Here is a 20,484-nt window from a genome sequence, read left to right on the forward strand (position 1 = left end):
GCGCAGACTACGCAGCGTGCTGCCTGGTCGAAGCTGGGAGAGGGGTAAGGGATCCGAAGGATCGCGCGAATCCGAAATCCGCTTCCCCCCATCACCGGCCAGCGGCGGCCTTCTCAAGCAACGGCCGCCACCATTGCTCATTCTTCAGATACCAGTCCAGCGTCTGGGCGAAGCCCTCGCTGAAGGTGCGGCGGGGCGCGTAGCCAAGTTCCGAGCGCGCCTTGGTTTCGTCAATCGCGTAGCGCCGGTCGTGCCCAGCGCGATCGGGGACGAAGGTCTTCAGCGTGTCCGATGCCTGTCCCCGCGCGGCTGGCGCATCGGGGAAGCGCTGCGCGAGCTGCGGATCGGCAGCGAAGGCGCGATCGACCGTCGCGCAAATCTCCTCGATAACGGTGAGATTGGGCAATTCCTGGCCGCCGCCGATATTATAGGTCTCGCCCGGTCGCCCGACCTGCAAAACCTTCTCGATGCCGTGGCAATGGTCCTCGACATGCAGCCAGTCGCGCACGTTCATGCCATCGCCATAAATAGGAAGGTTACGGCCATAGAGGCAGTTGAGCAGGAACAGCGGGATCAGCTTCTCGGGAAACTGGAAAGGGCCATAATTGTTCGAGCAATTGCTCGTCGTGACCTCAAGGCCATAAGTGTGGTGATAGGCGCGCACCAGATGATCCGAACCCGCCTTGCTGGCCGAATAGGGCGAGTTGGGCGCATAAGCGGTGGTTTCGCTGAACGCCGGATCGTTCGACCCGAGCGAGCCATACACCTCATCGGTCGAGACATGATGGAAGCGGTGCGGACGGCCTGTGCCGGTGTCAAGCCACAGCTTGCGCGCAGCCTTGAGCAGGCTGTGCGTGCCGATGACATTGGTCGTCACGAAGGCGTCCGGCCCTGTGATCGAGCGATCGACATGGCTCTCGGCAGCGAAGTGGACGATGGTGTCGATCTGCTTGCGGGCCAGCAGATCCTCGACGAGCGGCGTATCACAGATATCGCCCACCACCAGTTCGACATCGCTCAGGCCATCGAGATTGGCTGGATTGCCCGCATAAGTGAGCGCATCCAGAACCGTGACAACGTCGCCAGCATGATGGGCGCGCCAATAATGCACGAAGTTCGCGCCGATGAAGCCGGCACCGCCGGTGACGAGCAGATTAGCCATTCGCCTTGATCACTCCGAGCATGTCACGAAGATGGACGCGCCAGTGCGGCGCGGGTGCGCCGATGTGCGCAACGGTGCTGCTCTTGTCCAGAACCGAATAAGAGGGTCTTTGCGCCGGCGTGGGATAATCGCTGGTGCTGATCGGCAAGACCGGCACCGTCCGGCTCAGCAGGCCAAGCGCGACCGCTTCCTCCTGAATCGCTACGGCAAAATCATACCAGCTCGCCGCACCGCTGTCGGTCCAGTGATGGAGGCCGCTTGCCCGGACGGTTTGCAATCGCCAGAGGACGTCGGCCAACCCGGCGGCATAAGTCGGCGTGCCGATCTGATCGGCGACCACACGGACCTCGTCCCGCTCCGCCATCAGGCGCAGCATCGTCCGCACGAAATTAGGGCCGGTGTCGCCATAGACCCAGGCCGTCCGCACGATGAGGGCGTGCGGACACGCCGCAAGCACGGCTTCCTCCCCCGCCCGTTTGCTGGCGCCATAGACACCCAGCGGGGCAACGGGGCTGTCCGGCCGATAGGGCGTGCCCTGTGTGCCGTCGAACACGAAATCGGTCGAGACATGCACAAGGGTCGCGCCGCTCGAAGCCGCTGCCCGCGCCAGGTTGGCCGGCCCATCCGCGTTGATCCGCCAGGCAAGATCGCGTTCGCCCTCTGCCTTGTCCACGGCCGTATAGGCGGCCGCATTGAGTATGAGCGCGGGTTGGATCTCGGCGATGCACGCCGAAACCGCCGCCGCGTCCCCGATATCCAGCGCGGCCCGGTCCAGCGCGACTATGTCCGCATCCTCGGGCGCGCATCGCTGCAGCGCCTGGCCGAGCTGACCGCCGGCCCCCGTGATGATGACCTTCACGGGAAGGTCACCGCATCCGCCAGCGGCTTGCCCGCCATGTCCTTGGCCGAAAGCTGCGGTACGATGTCCCCCAATGGCCAGTCGATGCCGAGCGCCGGGTCGTTCCACAGCAGGCTGTGCTCATGGCTGGGATCGTAAAAGCCGCGGCACTTGTAGAGAAAGTCCGTGCCATCCTCCAAGCAAAGGAACCCGTGCGCCATGCCTTCGGGCACCCAGAGCATCCGCTTGTTGGCCGCGCTCAGTTCGACGCCCACCGATTTGCCGAAGGTCGGCGAGGACCGGCGCATATCCACAGCGACATCGAAGACCGCGCCGGCCGTGACCCGCACCAGCTTCCCCTGTGGGCCAGGCTGCTGATAGTGCAGCCCGCGCAGCACCCCGCGCGAGGAGCGGCTGTGATTGTCCTGCACGAAGTCGATATCGAGCCCGGCATCCTTGAACGCCCGCGCGTTCCAGCTTTCCAGAAAGAAGCCGCGCTCATCGCCGAAAACCTTTGGCTCGATGATGAAGACGCCATCAATGGCCGTTTCTATGAGGTTCATCAGGCTTTGCCGTCCAGCAGCTTGAGGAGATACTCGCCATAGCCGGACTTGCGCAGCGGCTCCGCGACGCGCAGCAGTTGCGCATCATCGATAAAGCCCATGCGCCAGCACAATTCCTCAGGGCAACAGATTTTGAGGCCCTGCCGCTCCTCCGTGATCCGGACATAATTGGCGGCGTCCGTCAGCGAGCCGTGCGTCCCGGTATCGAGCCAGGCATAGCCGCGGCCCATGAGCTCGACATTCAGCTCGCCGGCTTCCAGATAGACGCGATTGAGATCGGTAATCTCCAGCTCGCCCCGGGCTGAAGGCGCCAGCCCGGCCGCACGCTCCACCGCCTGCCCGTCGTAGAAATAAAGACCGGTCACGGCATAATTGGATTTGGGCTGCGCGGGCTTTTCCTCGATCGTCTGCGCCTTCCCATCGGCATCGAAAGAGACGACGCCGTAGGCTGTGGGGTCGCTGACATTATAGCCGAACACCGTCGCGCCATGCTCGCGCGCATTGGCGGCCTGCAACAGTTCGGTGAGACCATGGCCATAGAAGATGTTGTCGCCGAGGATCAGCGCGGACGGGTCCGTGCCGATGAAATCCGCACCGATATGATAAGCCTGCGCCAAACCTCGGGGCTCCGGCTGCACGGCATAATGCAGGTCCAGACCCAGCGCGCTCCCGTCGCCCAGCAAGGCCTGGAATGCCGCCTGATCATGCGGCGTGGTGATGATCATGATCTCCCGAATGCCCGCCATGATCAGCACCGAGAGCGGATAATAGATCATCGGCTTGTCGTAGACTGGCATGAGCTGTTTGGAGACGGCCTTGGTCAGTGGATAAAGCCTCGTCCCCGATCCGCCTGCCAGAATGATTCCCTTACGCAATAGCAACACTCCATGGCTGTGCCCGGACGGGCGCTCCGAGGTAACGCATCATCTTCACAATGCAAGGCGACCATTTTCGGCCGGTCCCGGGCCTGAACCATTTTGGCATGGCGGGATTATGCATCCATAGGACGAAAAGATCGTGAATCGCTTTGCGTTTTCATTTCAGAAAAATTAGCGGTTTCGGACCGATCGATCCTGCGATCAAAATTGTGCCGCCTGACGGGAGAAGACTGCATGGAAACAGTTTATGACTGGCTCTCTCTGGCGATATTTGCTGGCATCATCGTGCTGTTCCTCCAGCGCTCGTCGATGGAAAATCCGCCGGACCGGATGATCGACTATCTGCCGCCGGCGCTTGGCTGCGCCATTGCCAACCAGGCCGGCAATTATGCGATCGAGCATGACAGCATGATCATGCATGCCGCCGGGATTTTGCTGCTGGTCGGCGTGGTGGCCTATGTTTGGCTGGTGTTGAAGCCCAGTTTTAAATAGGCCTTGCGCCTGTTGGCGGCGTCGGGCTGCCGGCGCATCCACCGTGATTACGGCAAAAAGGGCGTGTTCCTGTGAGAATTACAATGATCGGCTCGGGGTATGTGGGCCTCGTCTCTGGCGCGTGCTTCGCGGATTTCGGCCATGACGTCATCTGTTTCGACAAGGACGAGGCGAAGATCACCGCCCTCCAGGAAGGCCGCATCCCCATCTTCGAACCCGGCCTCGATCATCTCGTCGCCAGCAATGTCGCGGCCGGCCGGCTGTCCTTCACGACGCAAGCGGCAGACGCCCTCGCCGACCCCGACGCGATCTTCATCGCCGTTGGCACGCCCTCGCGGCGCGGCGATGGCCATGCGGACCTGAGCTATGTGTACGGCGCGGCCGCGGAAATCGCGCCGTTCCTCAAGCGCTTCACCGTGGTGGTCGACAAGTCGACCGTGCCCGTCGGCACCGGCGACGAGGTCGAGCGGATCATTCGGGAGACCAACCCCGACGCCGATTTTGCCGTAATCTCCAACCCGGAGTTCCTGCGCGAAGGCGCGGCAATCGATGACTTCAAGCGTCCCGACCGCGTCGTGATCGGCGGCGATGATCGCCGGGCCCTGGACGTGATGCGGCAAATCTATCGCCCGCTCGTCATCGGCCGCTCGCCGGTGATCGAGATGAGCCGGCGCGGTGCGGAGCTGACCAAATATGCCGGCAACGCCTTTCTTGCGACCAAGATCACCTTCATCAACGAGATCGCCGATCTGTGCGAGAAGGTGGGCGCGGACGTGCATGAGGTCGCGCGGGGCATCGGCCTCGATAATCGGATCGGCGCCAAGTTCCTGCACCCCGGCCCCGGCTTTGGCGGCTCCTGCTTCCCCAAGGACACGCTCGCCTTGTTGAAGACCGCACAGGATTATGAGGCGCCGCAGCGGATCGTCGAAACGGTCGTCGCCGTGAACGATTCGCGCAAGCGCGCCATGGGGCGCAAGGTCATTCAGGCGATGGGCGGAGAAGTGCGTGGCAAAACCATCGCCGTGCTTGGTCTCACCTTCAAGCAGAATACGGATGACATGCGCGATTCGCCCGCCATCGCGATCATCGAGACGCTGCAGGACGCGGGCGCCGAGATCCACGCCCATGATCCCGAGGGCATGGAGCAGGCCAAGCTGGTGCTGCGCGACGTCACCTATTTCGGCAATGCCTATGACACGATGGCCGGCGCCGATGCGCTGGTGTTCATCACCGAGTGGGACGCCTTCCGCGCGCTCGATCTGGCGCGCATCAAGTCGCTGCTGAAGACACCGGTGATGATCGATCTGCGCAACCTCTACCCGCGCGATCTGGTCGAGGAGGCCGGCTTCTCCTACACGGCCGTCGGTCGGTAATTCGGCGGAACCGAGTTTCGTACCGACCGTTCTGACCTCGGCCTGGATGGATGCCCCACCAAATGGGGGCTTTTCATCCGGCCTTTGGGGCGGCCAATCGAACAATATGCGGTATCTTTACCTTAATGCTCGATAGGCACGTCCACGACTGACAGAGCAATCAGGGGGTTCATTTGACGATACGCAAAGCTGTCTTCCCGGTCGCCGGGCTTGGCACCCGCTTCCTGCCCGCCACCAAGGCGGTGCCGAAGGAAATGCTTCCCGTCGTCGATCGCCCGCTGATCCAATATGCCGTCGATGAAGCGCTGGAAGCCGGCATCGAGACGATGATATTCGTCACCGGGCGCGGCAAGGGCGCCATCGAGGACCATTTCGATATCGCCTTCGAGCTGGAGCGGACGCAGGCCGACCGCGGCAAGAGCGTCGCGGCGCTGGAAGGCACGCGCCTGACGCCCGGCAATGCGATCTTCGTCCGGCAGCAGGAACCCCGTGGCCTTGGCCATGCGATCTGGTGCGCGCGTGATATCATCGGCGATGAGCCCTTTGCCATCATCCTGCCGGACGAGCTTCTCGTCGGCCGTCAGAAGGGATGTCTGGCCCAAATGATCGAGCAATATGAAAAAGTCGGCGGCAATCTGGTCTGCGCATTGGAAGTCCCGATGGACGAAACGCCCAGCTATGGCGTGATCGATCCGGGCGCCCGCGACGGCGTGCTGACCGAAGTTCGGGGCCTGGTCGAGAAGCCGGCGCTGGGCACGGCGCCCTCCAACCTGATGCTGCCCGGCCGCTATATTCTGCAACCCGAGGTCATGGCCCTGCTTGCCACGCAAGAGGCTGGGGCGGGCGGCGAAGTGCAGCTCACCGATTCCATGGCGAAGCTGATCGGCCAGCAGCCCTTCCACGGCGTGACCTTCGATGGCGAGCGCTTCGACTGCGGCTCGAAGCTCGGCTTTGCCCAGGCCAATTTCGCGCTCGCCTGCCGCGACGATGCCATGGGCGGCGATCTCAAGAGCTGGGCTCGCGATTTCCTCGCCTGAGAGGCCTGCCAGCGCCCAGTAGCGAACATAGGCTTGCGCAGCAGCGCCTGACGCAAGCACGATCTTCAGACCGATCGGCACATAAAAAAGGGCGGATCCAGCGATCCGCCCTTTTTCTTATCTCGTCGGGTCTATCGACCCGGGCAGGAACCCTCAGTGCTTCTTGTTCGCCCAGATGTTCTGGTACGACATGTAAGCCAGCACCGTCGCGAACAGCAGGAAGATCACCACGGCGATGCCGGTGCTCTTGCGCGCTTCCATCTTCGGCTCGGCCGTCCACATCAGGAAGGCAGCGACGTCCGTGGCCATCTGGTCGACGGTCGGCTTGGGCTGACCCTCGCCATAGGTCACCTGACCCTCGGCCGTCAGCGGCGGCGCCATCGCGAGATTGAGGTTCGCGAAGTACGGGTTGTAGTGCAGCCCTTCCGGCGTCTTCGCGTCGGGGAACTTGCGCAGCAGTTCGGCCGGCTGCTCACGATAACCGGTCAGCAGCGCATGAACATAGTTCGCACCGTCATGACGGGCCTTGGCGATCAGCGAAAGATCCGGCGGAATGGCGTTGTTGTTGGCGGCAGCGGCAGCCACGCTGTTCGGGTAGACCAGCGGGAACTTGTCCGCCGGCACGCCTGGACGCGTGCTGGGTTCACCCGTGCTGGGGTCGATCGACGGCACCTGACGGGCTGCGGCGATCGCCTTGATCTCGGCTTCATTATAGCCAAGGTCGGCGAGGCTGCGGAACGCCACCTGATGGATCGAGTGACAGGCCGAGCAGACTTCCGTGTAGACCTGGAAGCCGCGCTGCAACTGCGCGCGATCGAATTTGCCGAACGGCCCTTCAAAGCTGAAGCCAGCCTTTTCGGGGTGGAGGTGGAACTCCTTCTCAGCCGTGGGCTGCGGCGGCTCGCTCACATAAGCGACCCCACCCCAGATGAAGCTGAGCAGCAGCATGCCGGAGAAAAACAGGCCGACAAGGAAGGCCAGGACACGAACCATTGACGGACCCCTTAATTAAGCTGCGCCGGTGGGCTGGGTATCGCTGCCCATGCCCGGAGGTGCAGACTGTTCTCCCTCGAACTTGCCCTTGGCCAGCACCGCTTCGGTAATCGAACCGGGGAGCGGCAGCGGCCGCTCGATGGACGCAATGATCGGCAAGATGATCAGGAAGTGCGCGAAATAATAAGCCGAAGCGATCTGGCTGATCATGACATAGGGCTCTTCCGCCGGTGCGCCGCCGCAATAGCCGAGCACGAGCACGTCCAGAATGAGCAGCCACCAGAACTTCTTGAACAGCGGGCGGTAGTTGCCCGAGCGGACCGGCGAGGTGTCGATCCACGGCAGGAAGAACAGCAGCAGAATGGACGAGAACATCGCCATCACGCCGAGGAGCTTCGCGGGAACCAGCACGATACCGGTGAACGGGATCACCAGATCCATCGTGAAGGCGCGCAGAATGGCGTAGAACGGCCAGAAGTACCATTCAGGCACGATGTGCGCCGGCGTCGAAAGCGGGTTGGCCTGGATATAGTTATCCGGGTGGCCCATCGAATTCGGCGCGAAGAACAGCACCAGTGCGAACAGGATGAGGAACACGCCAAGGCCGAAACCGTCCTTCGCCGTATAATAGGGATGGAACGGCACCGTATCCTGCGGCCCCTTCACTTCCACACCGGTCGGGTTGGACGAGCCGGGAATGTGCAGCGCCCAGATGTGCAGGATGATGACACCCGCGATCACGAAGGGCAGCAGATAGTGGAGCGAGAAGAAGCGGTTGAGCGCGGCATTGCCAGGCGCGAAGCCGCCGAGCAGCCAGGTCTGGATCGGCTCACCCACCACCGGAATGGCGGCGAAGAGGCCGGTAATCACCTGCGCGCCCCAGAAGCTCATCTGACCCCAGGGGAGCACATAGCCCATGAACGCCGTCGCCATCATCAGCAGGAAGATGACCACACCGAGCAGCCACACCATTTCGCGCGGCGCCTTGTACGATCCGTAATAGAGGCCGCGGAAAATGTGGAGATAGACGACGATGAAGAAGAAGCTCGCGCCGTTGGCGTGCGCATAACGCAGCAGCCAGCCCGAGTTCACATCGCGCATGATGTGCTCGACGCTGTCGAACGCCACGCCGGCATTCGCCGCATAGTGCATGGCGAGGATGATGCCGGTGATCAGCTGGATCGTCAGCGCGACGCCCGCGAGGACACCGAAGTTCCAGAAATAGTTGAGGTTGCGCGGCACTTCGTAGCCGCCGCCGACGGCGTTGTAGACGAAGCGCGGGAGCGGCAAGCGCTCATCCACCCACTTCATCACGGGATGCTTCGGCGTGTAATGCTCAGCCCAGGGAAAGCTCATTATCTTTATCCTCAGCCTACGAGAATGGCGGTGTCGGAGGTGTACTTATACTGCGGAACCACTAGGTTCTTCGGCGCAGGCCCCTTGCGGATGCGCGCGGCAGTATCATAGCTCGAACCGTGGCACGGGCAGAAATAACCGCCGAACTCGCCCCGGTTCTCACCCTCGCCGGCACCGAGCGGCACGCAACCCAGATGGGTGCACACGCCCATGGTGATCAGCCACTGCTTCTTGCCGTCGACCGTGCGCTCTTCCAGCGTCTGGGGATCGCGCAGGGTGGAGACGTTGACGGCGTCCGCTTCGGCAATTTCCTTGTCCGTCAGATGCCGCACGAACAGCGGCTGCGAGCGGAACACCGTCTTGATCGCCTGGCCGGCCTGGATCGCCGACAGATCGACTTCCGTCGTCGCCTGCGCCAGCACGTCCGCACTCGGACTCATCTGGGTAATCAGCGGATACAGAACGGCGAGACCGCCAACACCAGCGAAACTCACGGCTGCGATGTTGATGAAGTCGCGACGACGCACGCCTTCGCCATCGTCCATGACAGCTTCCGTCCCTTGCACTTCAGTGGCCATGCTTTGTCATTGCCTCCCTTTGTCCACGATCGCCCGAGAGCGTCGTGCACGCCGAAATCTCGATTCGGGCGCCAGTCGATCGCGCGGTCGAACCGAAAGGCTTCCTTATTGGCCGGAAGTCCGCTCGTCCGCCGAATGATACGACACACCGCACGCCAGGATGGTCCCGGCGCGTTCGGGCGCCTGATAGCGCCCTTGATTGCGATTTGCCAACCTTCAATTTCGTGGCCCGCCCGCCTTTTTCCAGCCGGGCGCAAGAGGGGTGGGATTGCGCAAGGGCCGTGGCTAGGAGGTAAGGATGCGCATCGCCCTCTATCAGCCCGATATCGCCGGCAATGTCGGCACCATCCTGCGACTGGCCGCCTGCTGGCAGATCCCGGTCGACATCATCCTTCCCTGCGGCTTTCCGGTGTCCGACGCGCAGCTGCGCCGGGCGTCCATGGATTATGGCGCGCAGGCCGATGTGACGCGGCATGTGGACTTTGAGAGCTTCCTCGCCGAGCGGCTGAAGGATGGCGCGCGTCTGGTGGCGTTGACCAGCGTGGGCAGCGTGCCCCTGCCTCAGGCCAGCTTCCAGCGCGACGACATCCTCTTGCTGGGCCGCGAGAGCGCCGGTCTGCCCGAGGCGATCCACGCACAAGCGGCTTTGCGCGTGCGGATTCCCATGGCGCCGGGCTTTCGCTCCTTGAACGTCGCGGTAGCAACTGGCATCGCGCTTGGCGAAGCTCTCAGACAGACCGGACTTTTCCCCGCATGACTTCCACCGCTCCCAACAGCCTCGACGATCAACAGCTGGCCGCCCGCGCCTGGTTCGAAAGCCTGCGAGACCGGATTTGCGCCGCGTTCGAAGCGATCGAGCGCGAGGCCGGCAGCGATGCGGCGTTCGATTATCTGTCCTGGTGGCGCGAGAGTGACGGCCAGCCCTCCGGCCCGATCGAACAGGGCGGTGGCGGCGGCGGCGTGCGCGGGGTGATGAAGGGCAAGGTGTTCGAGAAGGTCGGGGTGAATGTCTCGACGGTCGGGGGCGCCTTCTCGCCCGAATTCGCTCGTACGATCCACGGCGCGGGCGAAGAGCAGCCGGGCTTTTTCGCCACCGGCATCAGCCTCGTGGCGCACATGGCCAATCCGCATGTGCCGGCCGTGCACATGAACACGCGCATGCTGGTGACGACCAAGCGCTGGTTCGGCGGCGGCGCGGACCTCAATCCGCCCATCGTCTATGAGGAAGACACGGCGGACTTCCATGACACGCTGCGCCGCGCCTGCGATGCGCATGACGAGAGCTACTATCCGCGCTTCAGCAAATGGGCGGAAGAGTATTTCTACATTCCCCACCGGCAGGTTCACCGGGGCGTGGGCGGGATTTTCTACGACCATCTCGAAGGGCCGTTCGAGGAGAGCTTCGCCTTCACCCAAGCGGTGGGCGAGGCGTTTCTGGAGGCCTTTCCGCGAATCGTGCGCCGCCGCATGGGATTGCCATGGACGGCGGAGGAGGAAGCGCAGCTGCTCGAATGGCGCGGCCGCTATGTCGAGTTCAACCTCGTGCATGATCGCGGCACGCTGTTCGGCCTCAAGACCGGCGGCAATATCGACGCGATCCTGATGAGCCTGCCGCCGCGCGTCACCTGGAGCTGAACGGCGCTCCGGCTGCCGGCGCACCCGCCGTCGCCCGGTAAAGCGCGGCGCAGATCAGCACGACGAGCACCGTGCGGGCGGTTTCGACCAGCGCCGAGACCATCGCGATCAGCAGATCGGCGATGTCGGCGGGCAGCAGGAGCTCGGCGACCACCCCGACGACGGAGGTGAGCACGACCCCCAGCACAATCATCATGATGAAAATGAGGCCGAGCACGCCGAACACGCGCCACCCGTTCCCCCGCGTCAGCGCGGCACTGCGCTGGAGGATAGTGAGCGGGTTGCGCTGCGACTCCGCTGCGGCGACCGGCGCGATCAAGGCCAGCCGGCCGATCAGATAGCAGCCGGGCAGAATGAACAGCATGAAGCCGCCCATTGCGCCCAGTCCCTGCAGCAGATTCGCAAGGAAGAAACCGGGCAGGACTGGCAGTGCCATGACCAGAGCCTCCCGCACCGTCGGTCGCTCGCCGCGCAGCAGCAGCGCGTGCATCGCCAGCACGGCGAAGGACGAGATGGCGGCGAAGGCCAGCAGCGCGGGCCAGTTCAGCTCGGCATATTGGGTCAATCGCGCCAGCATCATGTCGTTGGTGGCGTTCTCGGCCAGTGGCTCGGGCTGCTTCACGAGCTGCTCGGCCACCAGAGCGGGCAGGAACATGAACATGCCGGCCACGGCGCCCAGAATGTCACGGTTTGCCGCGCCCATCTGCTTGGCGTCGTCCCATATCGCTGCCAGATCGATCCTGCTCAACCGCTTGTGCTCCCGTTTGCGCGCTCGATAGGCAATATCTGCCCCGCGCGCCATAGGCGAGCCTTGCCTTGCCAAATTTGGTCGCAGATCGCATCTCGGGCGGGATGACCGCCCCTTCCCTCCCCGAACAGGATTTCCCGGCCAGCCCTGAGTGGCGGATCGAGCCGGGATTGCTCGATTATGAAAGCGCGCTGGCCGATATGGATGCGCGCGTCGCGGCGATTGCGGCGGGCGAGGCGCGCGAGCGCATCTGGCTTGTCGAGCATCCTCCGCTCTACACTGCGGGCACCAGCGCGCTCTCGACCGATCTTCTGGCACCAGTCTTTCCCGTCCATGTCACGGGGCGCGGCGGGCAATATACCTATCACGGCCCCGGCCAGCGCGTCGTCTACCTCAATCTCGATCTGGGCCGACGCGGACGCGATGTGCGGCGCTTCGTCCGCGCGCTCGAGCAGTGGATGGTCGCCGCGCTGGCCGATCTCGGGGTCGAGGCCTGGACCGTCGATGGCCGCGTCGGCGTCTGGACGCAGGGGCCGCACGGGGCGGAGGCCAAGATCGGCGCCATCGGCGTGCGGGTCCGCAAATGGGTGACCCTGCACGGCCTCTCCATCAATGTCGCGCCGGACCTTGGCCATTATAGCGGCATCGTGCCCTGCGGAATCAGCGATCTGGGCGTCACCAGCCTGGCTGATCTGGGACGCCCGGCCGACATACACCACCTCGATGCCATTCTCCAATCGCATCTGCTGGCCATGCTGGCAGCGCTTGACTCCGACGGCGGGTGAACGGCCGCAGCCATGGGGTGGTCGGGTTCCACGGCCCCTTGAGCCCTGCGGCATCCCTCTTTAAGACCGGCTCTTCGTGCTGCCGAGGGGGCCTCGACCGATCGGGAAATCGGCCACGACCAAGAAGACCAGAAAGGATGCCGCTGATGCGCAAGACCCATGTTCCCCTTCTTCTGCTCGCGGCCATGGGCGGCCTCGCGCTCGCGGGCTGCGACGGCGCCGAGGACGCGCCGGGCAACACGGTCGAAATGCGCGACATGAATGTGCTGGAAGGCACGGTGAACGATTCGATGACCGATCTCGATGCCGTGAAGGCCGATGGCCTCGGCGCGGTCGGCAATGCCGGCAGCGTCAGCCGCAAGCAGACGAGCGAGCCCGCCGCCAATGCCAGCTCCGAAGACACTGAGACCGTCGCCTCGGAGTAACCCTACTTCAGCCCGAGCAGCTTGTGGGTCTGGAGGGACAGTCGCCAGCGGCTGTCTGACAGGACAAGCGCGATGGCGGCCTCCCGGTTAGCGGCATTGGCCTCCGGGGTCCCGCTGTCCATCGGCTGCACAAGAAACTGGCCGAAGTCCCAATCCAGCAGCTCGGCCGGGTCGATTCCAGGCTGTGGCCAGACCAGCTTGAGCTCATCGCCCCGACGCTGCGTCACGCTACTGCCGGCCTTGGGGCTGATGCAGAGCCAATCGACGCCCGGCGTCGCCGCCAGCGTGCCATTGCTCTCCACCGCGATTTCAAAGCCGGCGGCATGGAGCGCCTCAATCAGCGCCGCATCGAGCTGCAGCATCGGCTCGCCGCCGGTGATGACCACGAACCGCTGGCCGGCCTCATCACCCCAGAGATCGGCCACGGCCTGCGCGAGCGCCCGCGCCTCGCCGAAGCGGCCTCCATTCTCCCCGTCCGTCCCCACGAAATCCGTGTCGCAAAACTGGCAGATCGCACTCGCCCGATCCTGCTCCCGCCCGGACCAGAGATTGCAGCCGGCAAAGCGCAGGAACACCGCCCGGCGACCGGCCTGCATCCCTTCCCCCTGCAAGGTGAGGAACATTTCCTTGACGGCGTAGCTCATGCGGGCGGCTCAGGGATGCGTCGCGTAACGCGTCGGGTCGGGCAGGCCGGCTTCCTGATAACCCTTCGCGCGCAAACGGCAGCTATCGCACAGGCCGCAATGCAGGCCTTCGGGCGTCGGATCGTAGCAGGACCAGCTCATGCCGGCGTCCAGCCCCAACCGCGCGGCCTCGGCGGCGATCTGCGCCTTGCTCATATATTGGAGCGGGGTTGCGATCTGCACCGGCGCGCCTTCCACGCCCTGCTTGGTGGCCAGCGATGCCATATGCTGAAACGCGGCGATGAACTCCGGCCGGCAATCGGGATAACCGGAATAATCCAGCGCGTTCACCCCGATGTAGATGCGCTCTGCCCCCACCACCTCGGCCAGTCCAAGCGTGAGCGAGAGGAAGATCGTGTTGCGCGCCGGCACATAGGTGATCGGAATGCCCTCACCCACGCCCTCCTTGGGCACGTCGATGTCGGCGGTCAGCGCCGATCCGCCGAACAGCGAGAGGTCGAGCGGCAGCACGACATGGCGCTCCACCTCAAGCGCGGCCGCCACCCGCTTGGCGGCCTCCAGCTCGACACGGTGGCGCTGCTGATAATCGATGGTGAGCGCCGCCAGACGAAACCCCGCCTCGCGCGCCAGTCCGCCGGCGACCATCGAGTCGAGTCCGCCGGAAAGGAGGACAACCGCCATGGGGCCGTGCGATGCAGACGATATCGGTGACATGATGCCCCGCGCTAGCGCAAATCCCCTGCCCCTGTCACGGGATGAGATGATTTGGCGTTTTTCGAACGGGCGCTCGGGCGGGAGAACGCCGTTGCGGCAGTGCTAGCCCCTCCTCTTTAGGGGATCGTTGCGAAAGGGGTGATTGGGTCTTTTTCGTAAGCGACGGCGGATCTGGGTGCGTACTAGGGCCCTGAAGAGGGCGGCGTTTCGGCATCGGGAGGCCGCCCTCTTGGCGTTCTGGTGTCTGGCTCAAGCCAGTTTAAGCGATCGCTTCATGTTGTAGGCAAGGGCGAGCAGAAAGCAGTGACTTCGGTTTGCTTTCAGGCCGTTATAGCGCACCGCCGTAAACCCCATCCATCGCTTGAGCGTGGCGAACACGCCCTCGACCTGGGCACGGATGGGGGAGATCAGGTCGTTGTGGCGGCGCTGCAAGGGTGTAAGCGGCGGGCCGCCGCCCCAAGTCTTGTGCATGATCCGCGGCTTGATCCCGGCTGCCTTGAGCCACTGTCGCCGCGCCCGCTTGGCATAGGCCTTGTCGGCATAGACCGCCTGCTCGTCGCCGCACACGAGGCGCTCTGCCATGTCGGTGTCGGCCACATTTGCTCCGGTCAGTACCAGCCGGCGGATCAGGCGGCTGTCCTGATCCGTGCCGATATGCACCTTGTAGCCATAATGCGCGCGATGCTTGCGCATGGTCAGCGTCGCATCATCGTCCACTGCCTCGCGCGTGCCGCTGCTCGAGCCGGGGCGGAAGGGCGTTGCCACCAGCGAGGCATCGATCATCGTGCCGCGCTTGAGCACGAGACCGCGCGCCTCCAACTGGCGCGAGAACGCGCCAAACAGCTTTTCACTCAGCCCGGCCTCGGCCAGGCGATTGCGGAACCGGCACAGCGTCGTGTGATCGGGCGACGACGCTTCGAGCGGCAGGCCGATGAACCGCCGGAACGACACCCGATCGTTGATCGCCTCTTCCAGATCGGCATCCGACAGCCCATAGAACTGCTGTAAAAGCAAGGCCTTGAGCATCAGTAACGGCGGAAACGGCGGCCGTCCGCCCCCTTGATCGAGCCGCACCAGCAGCTTCTCGAACCGATACCACCGCACGTCCTGCGATAGCCGATCCAGGCTCTCGTTCCGACCAAGTTTGGGCGATACCCAACCCTCCGCAAAACCGAGCTGACCTGTCATCACCTGCCTCCTCAACGCAAGGCAAGTGAATCAAATGTCACACCGTTTTGCAACGATCCCCTTTAGAGGAGGGGAGACATGTCGTCAGCGCCCCGCAGCACCCGGGCGGCAGGCCCCCACCCGTCGGGCTTCCATCTCATGCGCAAAAGGGAGTCCATCGGACACGCCCTGCGACGAAATCTGCACGAGCCGCGAGGTCTCGATCCGCAGATCGGTGCGACCACGGCCGCCCTCGCCGCAGTCATAGGATGCCGCGACGGCACGCGGCGACTGGCGAATCAGGTAACGCTCGCACTGCCGATAGGGGTGCTTGGGCTGGAGCAACTGGCTGCCATCGCTGATGCAAATCCGGCGCGCAGCCTGATTGCTCCCCCGCTCGAGCAGCTCCCATTCGCCCGATTCGACCGCATCCAGCCCGCCGGCCTGCGGCGCCTGCGCCTTGGACATGGGCGCCAGCAAGCTGCCCAGCGCAAGCCCTATCGCCAGCATCGCTGCCTTAAATGCCATGTCGCTTCAGCCACTTCTTCGTTTGCAGGCGGCAACGGCCGACGAGGCCGGATACCTCAATATTTCAACGATGGAAATGCACGGCTTGTCGCAGATTGTCAAATCTGCCGGCGGGCGTGCGCCTCAGTGCGGGGCCTGCAACTCGGCCAAGGTGATATCGAAAATCCGCGAACAGAACGCGCAGTCGACCGCGATCACCCCGCGCTCGTCGGCCATGGAGGTGCGCTCGGCGGGGTCGAACCGGCCCAGCACGCCGCGAATCCGCTCCGGGTCGCACCGGCAGCCCTTGCGCAAATCGGCGCTGGAGAGCGCGCGAATCTCGTCTTCCTCATGGAACAGGCGCCAGGCGATATCCTCCAGCCCCAGTGCGGGATCGGTCAGTTCTTCCTCGGACAGGGTATTGCCGAGGATCATGACATGCTCCCAATCGGGATGATCGTGCCGCACATGCAGCCGCTCCCGCCCCACCTCGCCTTCGGGCAGATGCTGCAGGAGCATGCCGCCGCCAATGCAGCCCTCTTCCGCATCGTGCCGAACCGCGATTTTCACGATGCTCGGGATCTGCTCGGACTGGGCGAAATAATGCTCCGCCGCCGCGCCGAGGCCGGTGCCCTCGAGCGGGACGATGCCCTGATAGCGCTCGCCCGTGACCGCCTGATCGAAGGTGATCGCCAGATAGCCCTTGCCGAACAGACCGAACAGCGTGGGATTTTCGCCCAGCTCGGCGAGGCGCTGCTCATCGAACTGCGCATAACCGCGCACCGCGCCGCCCATATAATCGGCGACCAGCAGCGACACCGCACCCTGCTCGGTCTGCGCCTGCAGGGTGAGTTGGCCCTCATCATCCTTGAGCATAGCGCCGAGCAAAGCGGCCAGCACGAGGGCCTCGGCCACCAGCTTCTCGATGACGGGCGGATAACGATGGGCGGCGAGCACATCGTTCAGCGCAGGGCCAAGGCGCACGAGCCGACCACGGACATTGCGGGCAGGCAGGGCGAAACCGAGGACGCGGTCCTCTGTGCGGGTAGGATCGAATTCTGACATGGCGCCTAGATAGGCACTCCCCTCACGAAAGTCTAAGGGGCGAGAGTCTAAGGCGCCGCCTGCGAGGAAGCAGGCGGATGAGGCCGCGCCTCCAGCCGGGCCCGCAACCAGCGCCGCGATGGTGTCTCGAACAGGCGGGAGAGCACCGCGATGATGACCACGCTGGTCATAAAGATCAGAAAGAAGGCCGGCTCGCGCGCCATTTGATGGTCGGTCGCCAGACCCGGCACAGCGAGCAGCAGCACCAGCTGGACGGGAAAGTGCCACAGATAAATGCCGTAGCTGGCATCCCCCAGCCAGCGCGTCCGCTGTAACAGGCTCGCCCGCAGGCAGGGCTCCAACAGGGCGGCCAGCAGCACGATCGCCATGCTGAACAGCGGAACAGAGAGATAGCGCCGAATATCGAGACTATCGTCCCAGCTCGTCCATCCCCCTGCCCCCAGCAGCAGAACGACCAGCACGGAGAGCCAGATGGCGCGATTGGCGTGAACAGCAAACAGCGCCGCGCCGCCGAAGAAACCTGCCGCGCACATGAAGAGGATGTAGCCCTCGAACAGGAAGCATCCGGCGATGGCCGCTGCGGCCAGCAGGGCGGGCCCAAGCACGCCCGCGCGAAACAGCACCGGCAGGCTCAGCCAGAACAGCGCGTAGACGAGAAGCTCGATAGACACCGACCAGATCGGCGCATTGAAACTGTAGACCACCGTCGGCCACCAGTTGGAGGCAAGGCCAAGATGCAGCAGAAAATTGCCCAGCGTATTGTGCTGGTAGACGAGGAACGCGCCGAATTTTGCCTGCGCGATTCCCTGCAAGCCCGCCACGATCAGCAACGTCAGCACGTGAAGCGGATAGAGGCGCGCGACCCGGTTCACGACAAAGTCGCGCGTGCTGCTTTTCCGGCCATGATAGACATGGGCGAAGACGAAGCCGGATATCACCCAGAAGAGCTGCACGGCATATTTGCCATGCTCATAGAGCCAGCTGGCCTGCTCGAAAAAGGGCTGCTGCGGGCGGAAGCCGGCCATCGCCCGCTCGGCGCCCGGCGGGTAGAAGAAATGCTGATAGTGCCAGAAGATGATGACCAGCGCGGCCACGCCACGCATCGCATCGATCAGCAGAAAATGCCCCGACGTCCGCTCGGGCGGCGCGAACAGCGCGGCAATCCGCCGTGCCCCGGCGCCGATCATGCGTGAATGATGCCGGAGCGCGCGTTGGGCGCCCCGGCATATCCTGTGGGACTCCGGCACGGCGCCGGATGTCCTATACGTGGCCTAAGACGGACCAACATTCAGATGATGGCCGCCAGCGCTGAGTGACGGCTGGTCCTAGCCAATCAGGCCCGCCGCCCAGAGCAGCACCGACTTCTGGGCATGGAGCCGGTTCTCGGCCTCATCCCAGATCAGCGACTGCGGACCATCGATCACCTCTTCCAGCACCTCTTCCCCGCGATGGGCGGGAAGGCAGTGCAGGAACTTGGCATCGGGCTTGGCGCGGGCCATCAGCGCGGGCGTCACCTGATAGGGCATCATCGCGCGCAACTTGGCGTCGCCGCCGGCCTGACCCATGGAAATCCATGTGTCGGTCACAACGACATCCGCGCCGCTGGCCGCCTCCACCGCATCGCGGGTGAGCGTGATCGTCGCACCCCCGGCCCGCGCTGCCTGCGCAAAGCGCGGATCGGGATCGAACCCTTCCGGCACGCCGATGCGCACGTCGAACTTGAACAGCCCGGCCGCCTCGATGATCGAGTGCAGCACATTATTGCCATCCCCCAGCCAGGCCCACTGGCTGCCCGGCAAGGCGAGGCCATGCTCGATGACAGTCAGCAGATCGGCCATGATCTGGCAGGGATGCGAGAGGTCGGTCAGGCCGTTGATCACCGGAACGGTCGCATGATGCGCCATTTCCTCGATCTTGGCGTGATCGTCGGTGCGGATCATGATGAGATCGACCATGCGGCTCAGCACGCGGGCGGTATCCGCCACCGTCTCGCCACGACCGAGCTGGGTCGTGCCGCTGTCCAGGATCAGCGACGAACCACCGAGCTGGCGGATCGCCATGTCGAAGCTCACACGCGTACGCGTCGAGTTCTTCTCGAAGATCATGGCGAGCGTGCGACCCGCCAGCGGCGCGTCCTTGTCGACAGCGCCCTTGGGCATGCCCGCGCGCGCGGCCTTGCGGGCCATCGCATCGTTGAGAATGGCCGCGAGCGCGTCGCCGCCTGCATCCGTGAGATTGCGGAAATGCCGGATCATGATGCGTTCGCCTCTGCCTTGATGCTGGCGGCCCCAGCGGAGAGTTTGGCGATCGCTTCGTCGATATGAGACTGCTCGATCACCAGCGGGGGCAGGATGCGCACGACATTCTCGCCGGCCGCCACGGTCAGCAGGCCATGATTGTCGCGCAGATGCGCCACGAAGTTGCGCGCCTCCACCTGCGGCTTCAGCTTCACGCCGAGCATGAGGCCGAGGCCACGCACTTCCTCGAAGACATCGTCATGATTGGGGATAAGCTGCTCCAGCGCACCGCGCAGCCGCTCGCCGGTTGCAGCGACCTGCTCCAGGAAGCCCGGCTCCAGCAGCACGTCGAGCACCGCCATGCCCGCCGCCATCGCCAGCGGATTGCCGCCATAGGTACTGCCATGGGTGCCGAACACCATGCCCTTGGCGGCTTCTTCCGTCGCAAGGCAGGCGCCGAGCGGGAAGCCGCCGCCAATACCCTTGGCCACGGCCATCACGTCGGGCTTCACGCCATAATGCTCATGCGCGAAGAACTTGCCGGTGCGGCCATAGCCACATTGCACTTCATCGAGCACCAGCAGCAGCCCGTGCTTGTCCGCCGCCTCGCGCAGGCCCTTGATGAAGTCGGGCTTGCCGGCGGTCAGACCGCCCTCGCCCTGCACCGTCTCCACGAGGAAGCCGGCGGTCTCATCGTCGATCTTGGAGAGCGCCGTCTCCAGATCGTTGAACGCGACATAATCGAAGCCGGGCAGAAGCGGCTCGAACCCGTCGCGCATCTTGGGCTGGTCGGTGGCGCTGATCGTGCCCAAAGTCCGCCCGTGAAAGGCGTTCTTGAACGTGATCAGCTTGTGCCGCTGCGGGTTGCCATTGGCGAAGTGATAGCGCCGCGCGGTCTTGATCGCGCATTCCACCGCTTCCGCGCCGCTGTTGGTGAAGAACACCGTATCGGCAAAGCTGTTCTCGACAATGCGCTGCGCAAACGCCTCACCCTGCGGCGAGCCGTAGAGGTTGGAGACGTGCATGAGCGTCGCGGCCTGCTCGGCAATCGCTTTCACGAGGTGCGGGTGGCCATGGCCCAGCGCATTGACCGCGATGCCGCTCGCAAAATCCAGATAACGCTCGCCGCGCTCGCCGATCAGATAGCAGCCCTCGCCTCGCACCGGACGCACATCGCACCGGGGATAAACGGGCATGAGCGGGGTGATAGACATAAGACTACTCTTCCTTCCTCGCACGGCTTTTCAAACAGAAAAAGGCGGCCCGTGCGAGGCCGCCATCGTCAGG

Annotated in this window: 23 protein-coding genes; 7 read left to right on the forward strand and 16 right to left on the reverse strand. The window is 64.0% G+C overall.

Annotation, left to right across the window (positions count from 1 at the left end; all coding sequences use genetic code 11):
* Nucleotides 1-91 precede the first annotated feature (91 nt).
* The 4 genes from rfbB to rfbA are packed head-to-tail and all read right to left on the reverse strand — an operon-like array spanning nucleotide 92 to nucleotide 3,438.
* Nucleotides 92-1,162, reverse strand: a complete 1,071-nt coding sequence (rfbB, locus tag M2342_RS14485) for a dTDP-glucose 4,6-dehydratase (RefSeq protein ID WP_264579597.1) — start codon at nucleotides 1,160-1,162, stop codon at nucleotides 92-94.
* Nucleotides 1,155-2,021 carry a dTDP-4-dehydrorhamnose reductase gene (rfbD, locus tag M2342_RS14490; RefSeq protein WP_264579598.1) on the reverse strand — a complete coding sequence of 289 codons (867 nt, stop codon included), beginning with the start codon at nucleotides 2,019-2,021 and terminating at the stop codon, nucleotides 1,155-1,157. Before rfbD ends, rfbB begins: the two co-directional genes overlap by 8 nt.
* On the reverse strand, nucleotides 2,018-2,563 hold the full coding sequence (gene rfbC, locus M2342_RS14495) for a dTDP-4-dehydrorhamnose 3,5-epimerase (protein ID WP_264575150.1): 546 nt from the start codon (nucleotides 2,561-2,563) through the stop codon (nucleotides 2,018-2,020). Before rfbC ends, rfbD begins: the two co-directional genes overlap by 4 nt.
* Nucleotides 2,563-3,438: a glucose-1-phosphate thymidylyltransferase RfbA gene (rfbA, locus tag M2342_RS14500; RefSeq protein ID WP_264571111.1), complete on the reverse strand. Its 876-nt coding sequence runs from the start codon at nucleotides 3,436-3,438 to the stop codon at nucleotides 2,563-2,565. Before rfbA ends, rfbC begins: the two co-directional genes overlap by 1 nt.
* A 237-nt stretch (nucleotides 3,439-3,675) precedes the next feature.
* On the opposite strand from rfbA, the gene M2342_RS14505 reads away from it, so the two are divergent.
* The 3 genes from M2342_RS14505 (at nucleotide 3,676) to M2342_RS14515 (ending at nucleotide 6,343) form a co-directional block, all read left to right on the forward strand.
* Nucleotides 3,676-3,933 carry an XrtV sorting system accessory protein gene (locus M2342_RS14505; RefSeq protein ID WP_264579599.1) on the forward strand — a complete coding sequence of 86 codons (258 nt, stop codon included), beginning with the start codon at nucleotides 3,676-3,678 and terminating at the stop codon, nucleotides 3,931-3,933.
* Between the two features lie 71 nt (nucleotides 3,934-4,004).
* Nucleotides 4,005-5,306 (forward strand): UDP-glucose dehydrogenase family protein, encoded by a 1,302-nt coding sequence (locus M2342_RS14510; RefSeq protein WP_181560424.1) that lies wholly within the window; start codon nucleotides 4,005-4,007, stop codon nucleotides 5,304-5,306.
* Nucleotides 5,307-5,479: 173 nt separating this feature from the next.
* Entirely contained in the window at nucleotides 5,480-6,343 is an 864-nt protein-coding gene (locus M2342_RS14515) for a UTP--glucose-1-phosphate uridylyltransferase (protein ID WP_264579600.1), read from the forward strand.
* 153 nt (nucleotides 6,344-6,496) lie between these two features.
* On the opposite strand, the gene M2342_RS14520 is transcribed toward M2342_RS14515, so the two are convergent.
* From M2342_RS14520 to petA, 3 genes are read right to left on the reverse strand one after another with little or no spacing between them, the layout of a single operon-like run.
* The gene (locus M2342_RS14520; protein ID WP_181560426.1) at nucleotides 6,497-7,336 is read right to left on the reverse strand and encodes a cytochrome c1; all 840 of its coding nucleotides are present in this window, start codon (nucleotides 7,334-7,336) and stop codon (nucleotides 6,497-6,499) included.
* A 15-nt stretch (nucleotides 7,337-7,351) separates the two neighbouring features.
* Nucleotides 7,352-8,692, reverse strand: a complete 1,341-nt coding sequence (locus M2342_RS14525; protein ID WP_181560427.1) for a cytochrome b — start codon at nucleotides 8,690-8,692, stop codon at nucleotides 7,352-7,354.
* Nucleotides 8,693-8,703: 11 nt separating this feature from the next.
* Nucleotides 8,704-9,270, reverse strand: coding sequence for a ubiquinol-cytochrome c reductase iron-sulfur subunit (gene petA / locus M2342_RS14530; protein ID WP_181560428.1), 567 nt, complete (start codon nucleotides 9,268-9,270; stop codon nucleotides 8,704-8,706).
* 298 nt (nucleotides 9,271-9,568) lie between these two features.
* On the opposite strand from petA, the gene M2342_RS14535 reads away from it, so the two are divergent.
* A complete protein-coding gene (locus tag M2342_RS14535) occupies nucleotides 9,569-10,027 on the forward strand; it encodes a tRNA (cytidine(34)-2'-O)-methyltransferase (protein ID WP_264579601.1) in 459 nt (152 codons plus the stop codon).
* Complete coding sequence (hemF, locus tag M2342_RS14540) at nucleotides 10,024-10,905, forward strand: oxygen-dependent coproporphyrinogen oxidase (protein WP_264579602.1); 882 nt, start codon at nucleotides 10,024-10,026, stop codon at nucleotides 10,903-10,905. The genes M2342_RS14535 and hemF overlap by 4 nt, the downstream gene beginning before the upstream one ends.
* Here the strand turns inward: hemF and M2342_RS14545 are convergent.
* Nucleotides 10,892-11,653 (reverse strand): hypothetical protein, encoded by a 762-nt coding sequence (locus M2342_RS14545; RefSeq protein ID WP_264579603.1) that lies wholly within the window; start codon nucleotides 11,651-11,653, stop codon nucleotides 10,892-10,894. The genes hemF and M2342_RS14545 overlap by 14 nt on opposite strands.
* A 104-nt stretch (nucleotides 11,654-11,757) precedes the next feature.
* On the opposite strand from M2342_RS14545, the gene lipB reads away from it, so the two are divergent.
* Together lipB and M2342_RS14555 are read left to right on the forward strand one after the other, a co-directional pair.
* Complete coding sequence (lipB, locus tag M2342_RS14550; protein ID WP_264579604.1) at nucleotides 11,758-12,438, forward strand: lipoyl(octanoyl) transferase LipB; 681 nt, start codon at nucleotides 11,758-11,760, stop codon at nucleotides 12,436-12,438.
* A 146-nt stretch (nucleotides 12,439-12,584) separates the two neighbouring features.
* On the forward strand, nucleotides 12,585-12,863 hold the full coding sequence (locus M2342_RS14555; RefSeq protein WP_264579605.1) for a hypothetical protein: 279 nt from the start codon (nucleotides 12,585-12,587) through the stop codon (nucleotides 12,861-12,863).
* Nucleotides 12,864-12,865: 2 nt separating this feature from the next.
* Here M2342_RS14555 and queE read toward each other — a convergent pair whose 3' ends face one another.
* From queE to M2342_RS14595, 8 genes are all read right to left on the reverse strand, one after another.
* Entirely contained in the window at nucleotides 12,866-13,507 is a 642-nt protein-coding gene (gene queE / locus M2342_RS14560; RefSeq protein WP_264579606.1) for a 7-carboxy-7-deazaguanine synthase, read from the reverse strand.
* A 9-nt stretch (nucleotides 13,508-13,516) separates the two neighbouring features.
* Nucleotides 13,517-14,221, reverse strand: coding sequence for a 7-cyano-7-deazaguanine synthase QueC (gene queC / locus M2342_RS14565; RefSeq protein ID WP_413715143.1), 705 nt, complete (start codon nucleotides 14,219-14,221; stop codon nucleotides 13,517-13,519).
* 249 nt (nucleotides 14,222-14,470) lie between these two features.
* Complete coding sequence (locus M2342_RS14570; protein WP_264577804.1) at nucleotides 14,471-15,409, reverse strand: IS5 family transposase; 939 nt, start codon at nucleotides 15,407-15,409, stop codon at nucleotides 14,471-14,473.
* An 84-nt stretch (nucleotides 15,410-15,493) separates the two neighbouring features.
* A complete protein-coding gene (locus M2342_RS14575; RefSeq protein ID WP_264579608.1) occupies nucleotides 15,494-15,916 on the reverse strand; it encodes a DUF3617 domain-containing protein in 423 nt (140 codons plus the stop codon).
* Nucleotides 15,917-16,039: 123 nt separating this feature from the next.
* The gene (locus tag M2342_RS14580; protein WP_264579609.1) at nucleotides 16,040-16,960 is read right to left on the reverse strand and encodes an Hsp33 family molecular chaperone HslO; all 921 of its coding nucleotides are present in this window, start codon (nucleotides 16,958-16,960) and stop codon (nucleotides 16,040-16,042) included.
* A gap of 47 nt (nucleotides 16,961-17,007) precedes the next feature.
* Nucleotides 17,008-18,147, reverse strand: a complete 1,140-nt coding sequence (locus tag M2342_RS14585) for an acyltransferase family protein (RefSeq protein ID WP_264579610.1) — start codon at nucleotides 18,145-18,147, stop codon at nucleotides 17,008-17,010.
* 138 nt (nucleotides 18,148-18,285) lie between these two features.
* The gene (gene argF / locus M2342_RS14590; protein ID WP_264579611.1) at nucleotides 18,286-19,215 is read right to left on the reverse strand and encodes an ornithine carbamoyltransferase; all 930 of its coding nucleotides are present in this window, start codon (nucleotides 19,213-19,215) and stop codon (nucleotides 18,286-18,288) included.
* Nucleotides 19,212-20,411 (reverse strand): aspartate aminotransferase family protein, encoded by a 1,200-nt coding sequence (locus tag M2342_RS14595; protein WP_264579612.1) that lies wholly within the window; start codon nucleotides 20,409-20,411, stop codon nucleotides 19,212-19,214. Before M2342_RS14595 ends, argF begins: the two co-directional genes overlap by 4 nt.
* Nucleotides 20,412-20,484 lie beyond the last annotated feature (73 nt).

Origin of the sequence: Sphingobium sp. B8D3A (assembly GCF_025961995.1) — a bacterium.
Taxonomy (GTDB): domain Bacteria; phylum Pseudomonadota; class Alphaproteobacteria; order Sphingomonadales; family Sphingomonadaceae; genus Sphingobium.

Excerpts from the sequence above, each read along its gene's own strand:
- rfbB (WP_264579597.1), bottom strand. The coding sequence starts at position 1,162 with ATGGCTAATCTGCTCGTCACCGGCGGTGCCGGCTTCATCGGCGCGAAC.
- rfbC (WP_264575150.1), bottom strand. The coding sequence starts at position 2,563 with ATGAACCTCATAGAAACGGCCATTGATGGCGTCTTCATCATCGAGCCA.
- M2342_RS14505 (WP_264579599.1), top strand. The coding sequence starts at position 3,676 with ATGGAAACAGTTTATGACTGGCTCTCTCTGGCGATATTTGCTGGCATC.
- M2342_RS14520 (WP_181560426.1), bottom strand. The coding sequence starts at position 7,336 with ATGGTTCGTGTCCTGGCCTTCCTTGTCGGCCTGTTTTTCTCCGGCATG.
- M2342_RS14525 (WP_181560427.1), bottom strand. The coding sequence starts at position 8,692 with ATGAGCTTTCCCTGGGCTGAGCATTACACGCCGAAGCATCCCGTGATG.
- petA (WP_181560428.1), bottom strand. The coding sequence starts at position 9,270 with ATGGCCACTGAAGTGCAAGGGACGGAAGCTGTCATGGACGATGGCGAA.
- M2342_RS14535 (WP_264579601.1), top strand. The coding sequence starts at position 9,569 with ATGCGCATCGCCCTCTATCAGCCCGATATCGCCGGCAATGTCGGCACC.
- hemF (WP_264579602.1), top strand. The coding sequence starts at position 10,024 with ATGACTTCCACCGCTCCCAACAGCCTCGACGATCAACAGCTGGCCGCC.
- lipB (WP_264579604.1), top strand. The coding sequence starts at position 11,758 with ATGACCGCCCCTTCCCTCCCCGAACAGGATTTCCCGGCCAGCCCTGAG.
- M2342_RS14555 (WP_264579605.1), top strand. The coding sequence starts at position 12,585 with ATGCGCAAGACCCATGTTCCCCTTCTTCTGCTCGCGGCCATGGGCGGC.
- queE (WP_264579606.1), bottom strand. The coding sequence starts at position 13,507 with ATGAGCTACGCCGTCAAGGAAATGTTCCTCACCTTGCAGGGGGAAGGG.
- queC (WP_413715143.1), bottom strand. The coding sequence starts at position 14,221 with ATGTCACCGATATCGTCTGCATCGCACGGCCCCATGGCGGTTGTCCTC.
- M2342_RS14570 (WP_264577804.1), bottom strand. The coding sequence starts at position 15,409 with ATGACAGGTCAGCTCGGTTTTGCGGAGGGTTGGGTATCGCCCAAACTT.
- M2342_RS14575 (WP_264579608.1), bottom strand. The coding sequence starts at position 15,916 with ATGGCATTTAAGGCAGCGATGCTGGCGATAGGGCTTGCGCTGGGCAGC.
- M2342_RS14580 (WP_264579609.1), bottom strand. The coding sequence starts at position 16,960 with ATGTCAGAATTCGATCCTACCCGCACAGAGGACCGCGTCCTCGGTTTC.
- M2342_RS14585 (WP_264579610.1), bottom strand. The coding sequence starts at position 18,147 with ATGATCGGCGCCGGGGCACGGCGGATTGCCGCGCTGTTCGCGCCGCCC.
- argF (WP_264579611.1), bottom strand. The coding sequence starts at position 19,215 with ATGATCCGGCATTTCCGCAATCTCACGGATGCAGGCGGCGACGCGCTC.
- M2342_RS14595 (WP_264579612.1), bottom strand. The coding sequence starts at position 20,411 with ATGTCTATCACCCCGCTCATGCCCGTTTATCCCCGGTGCGATGTGCGT.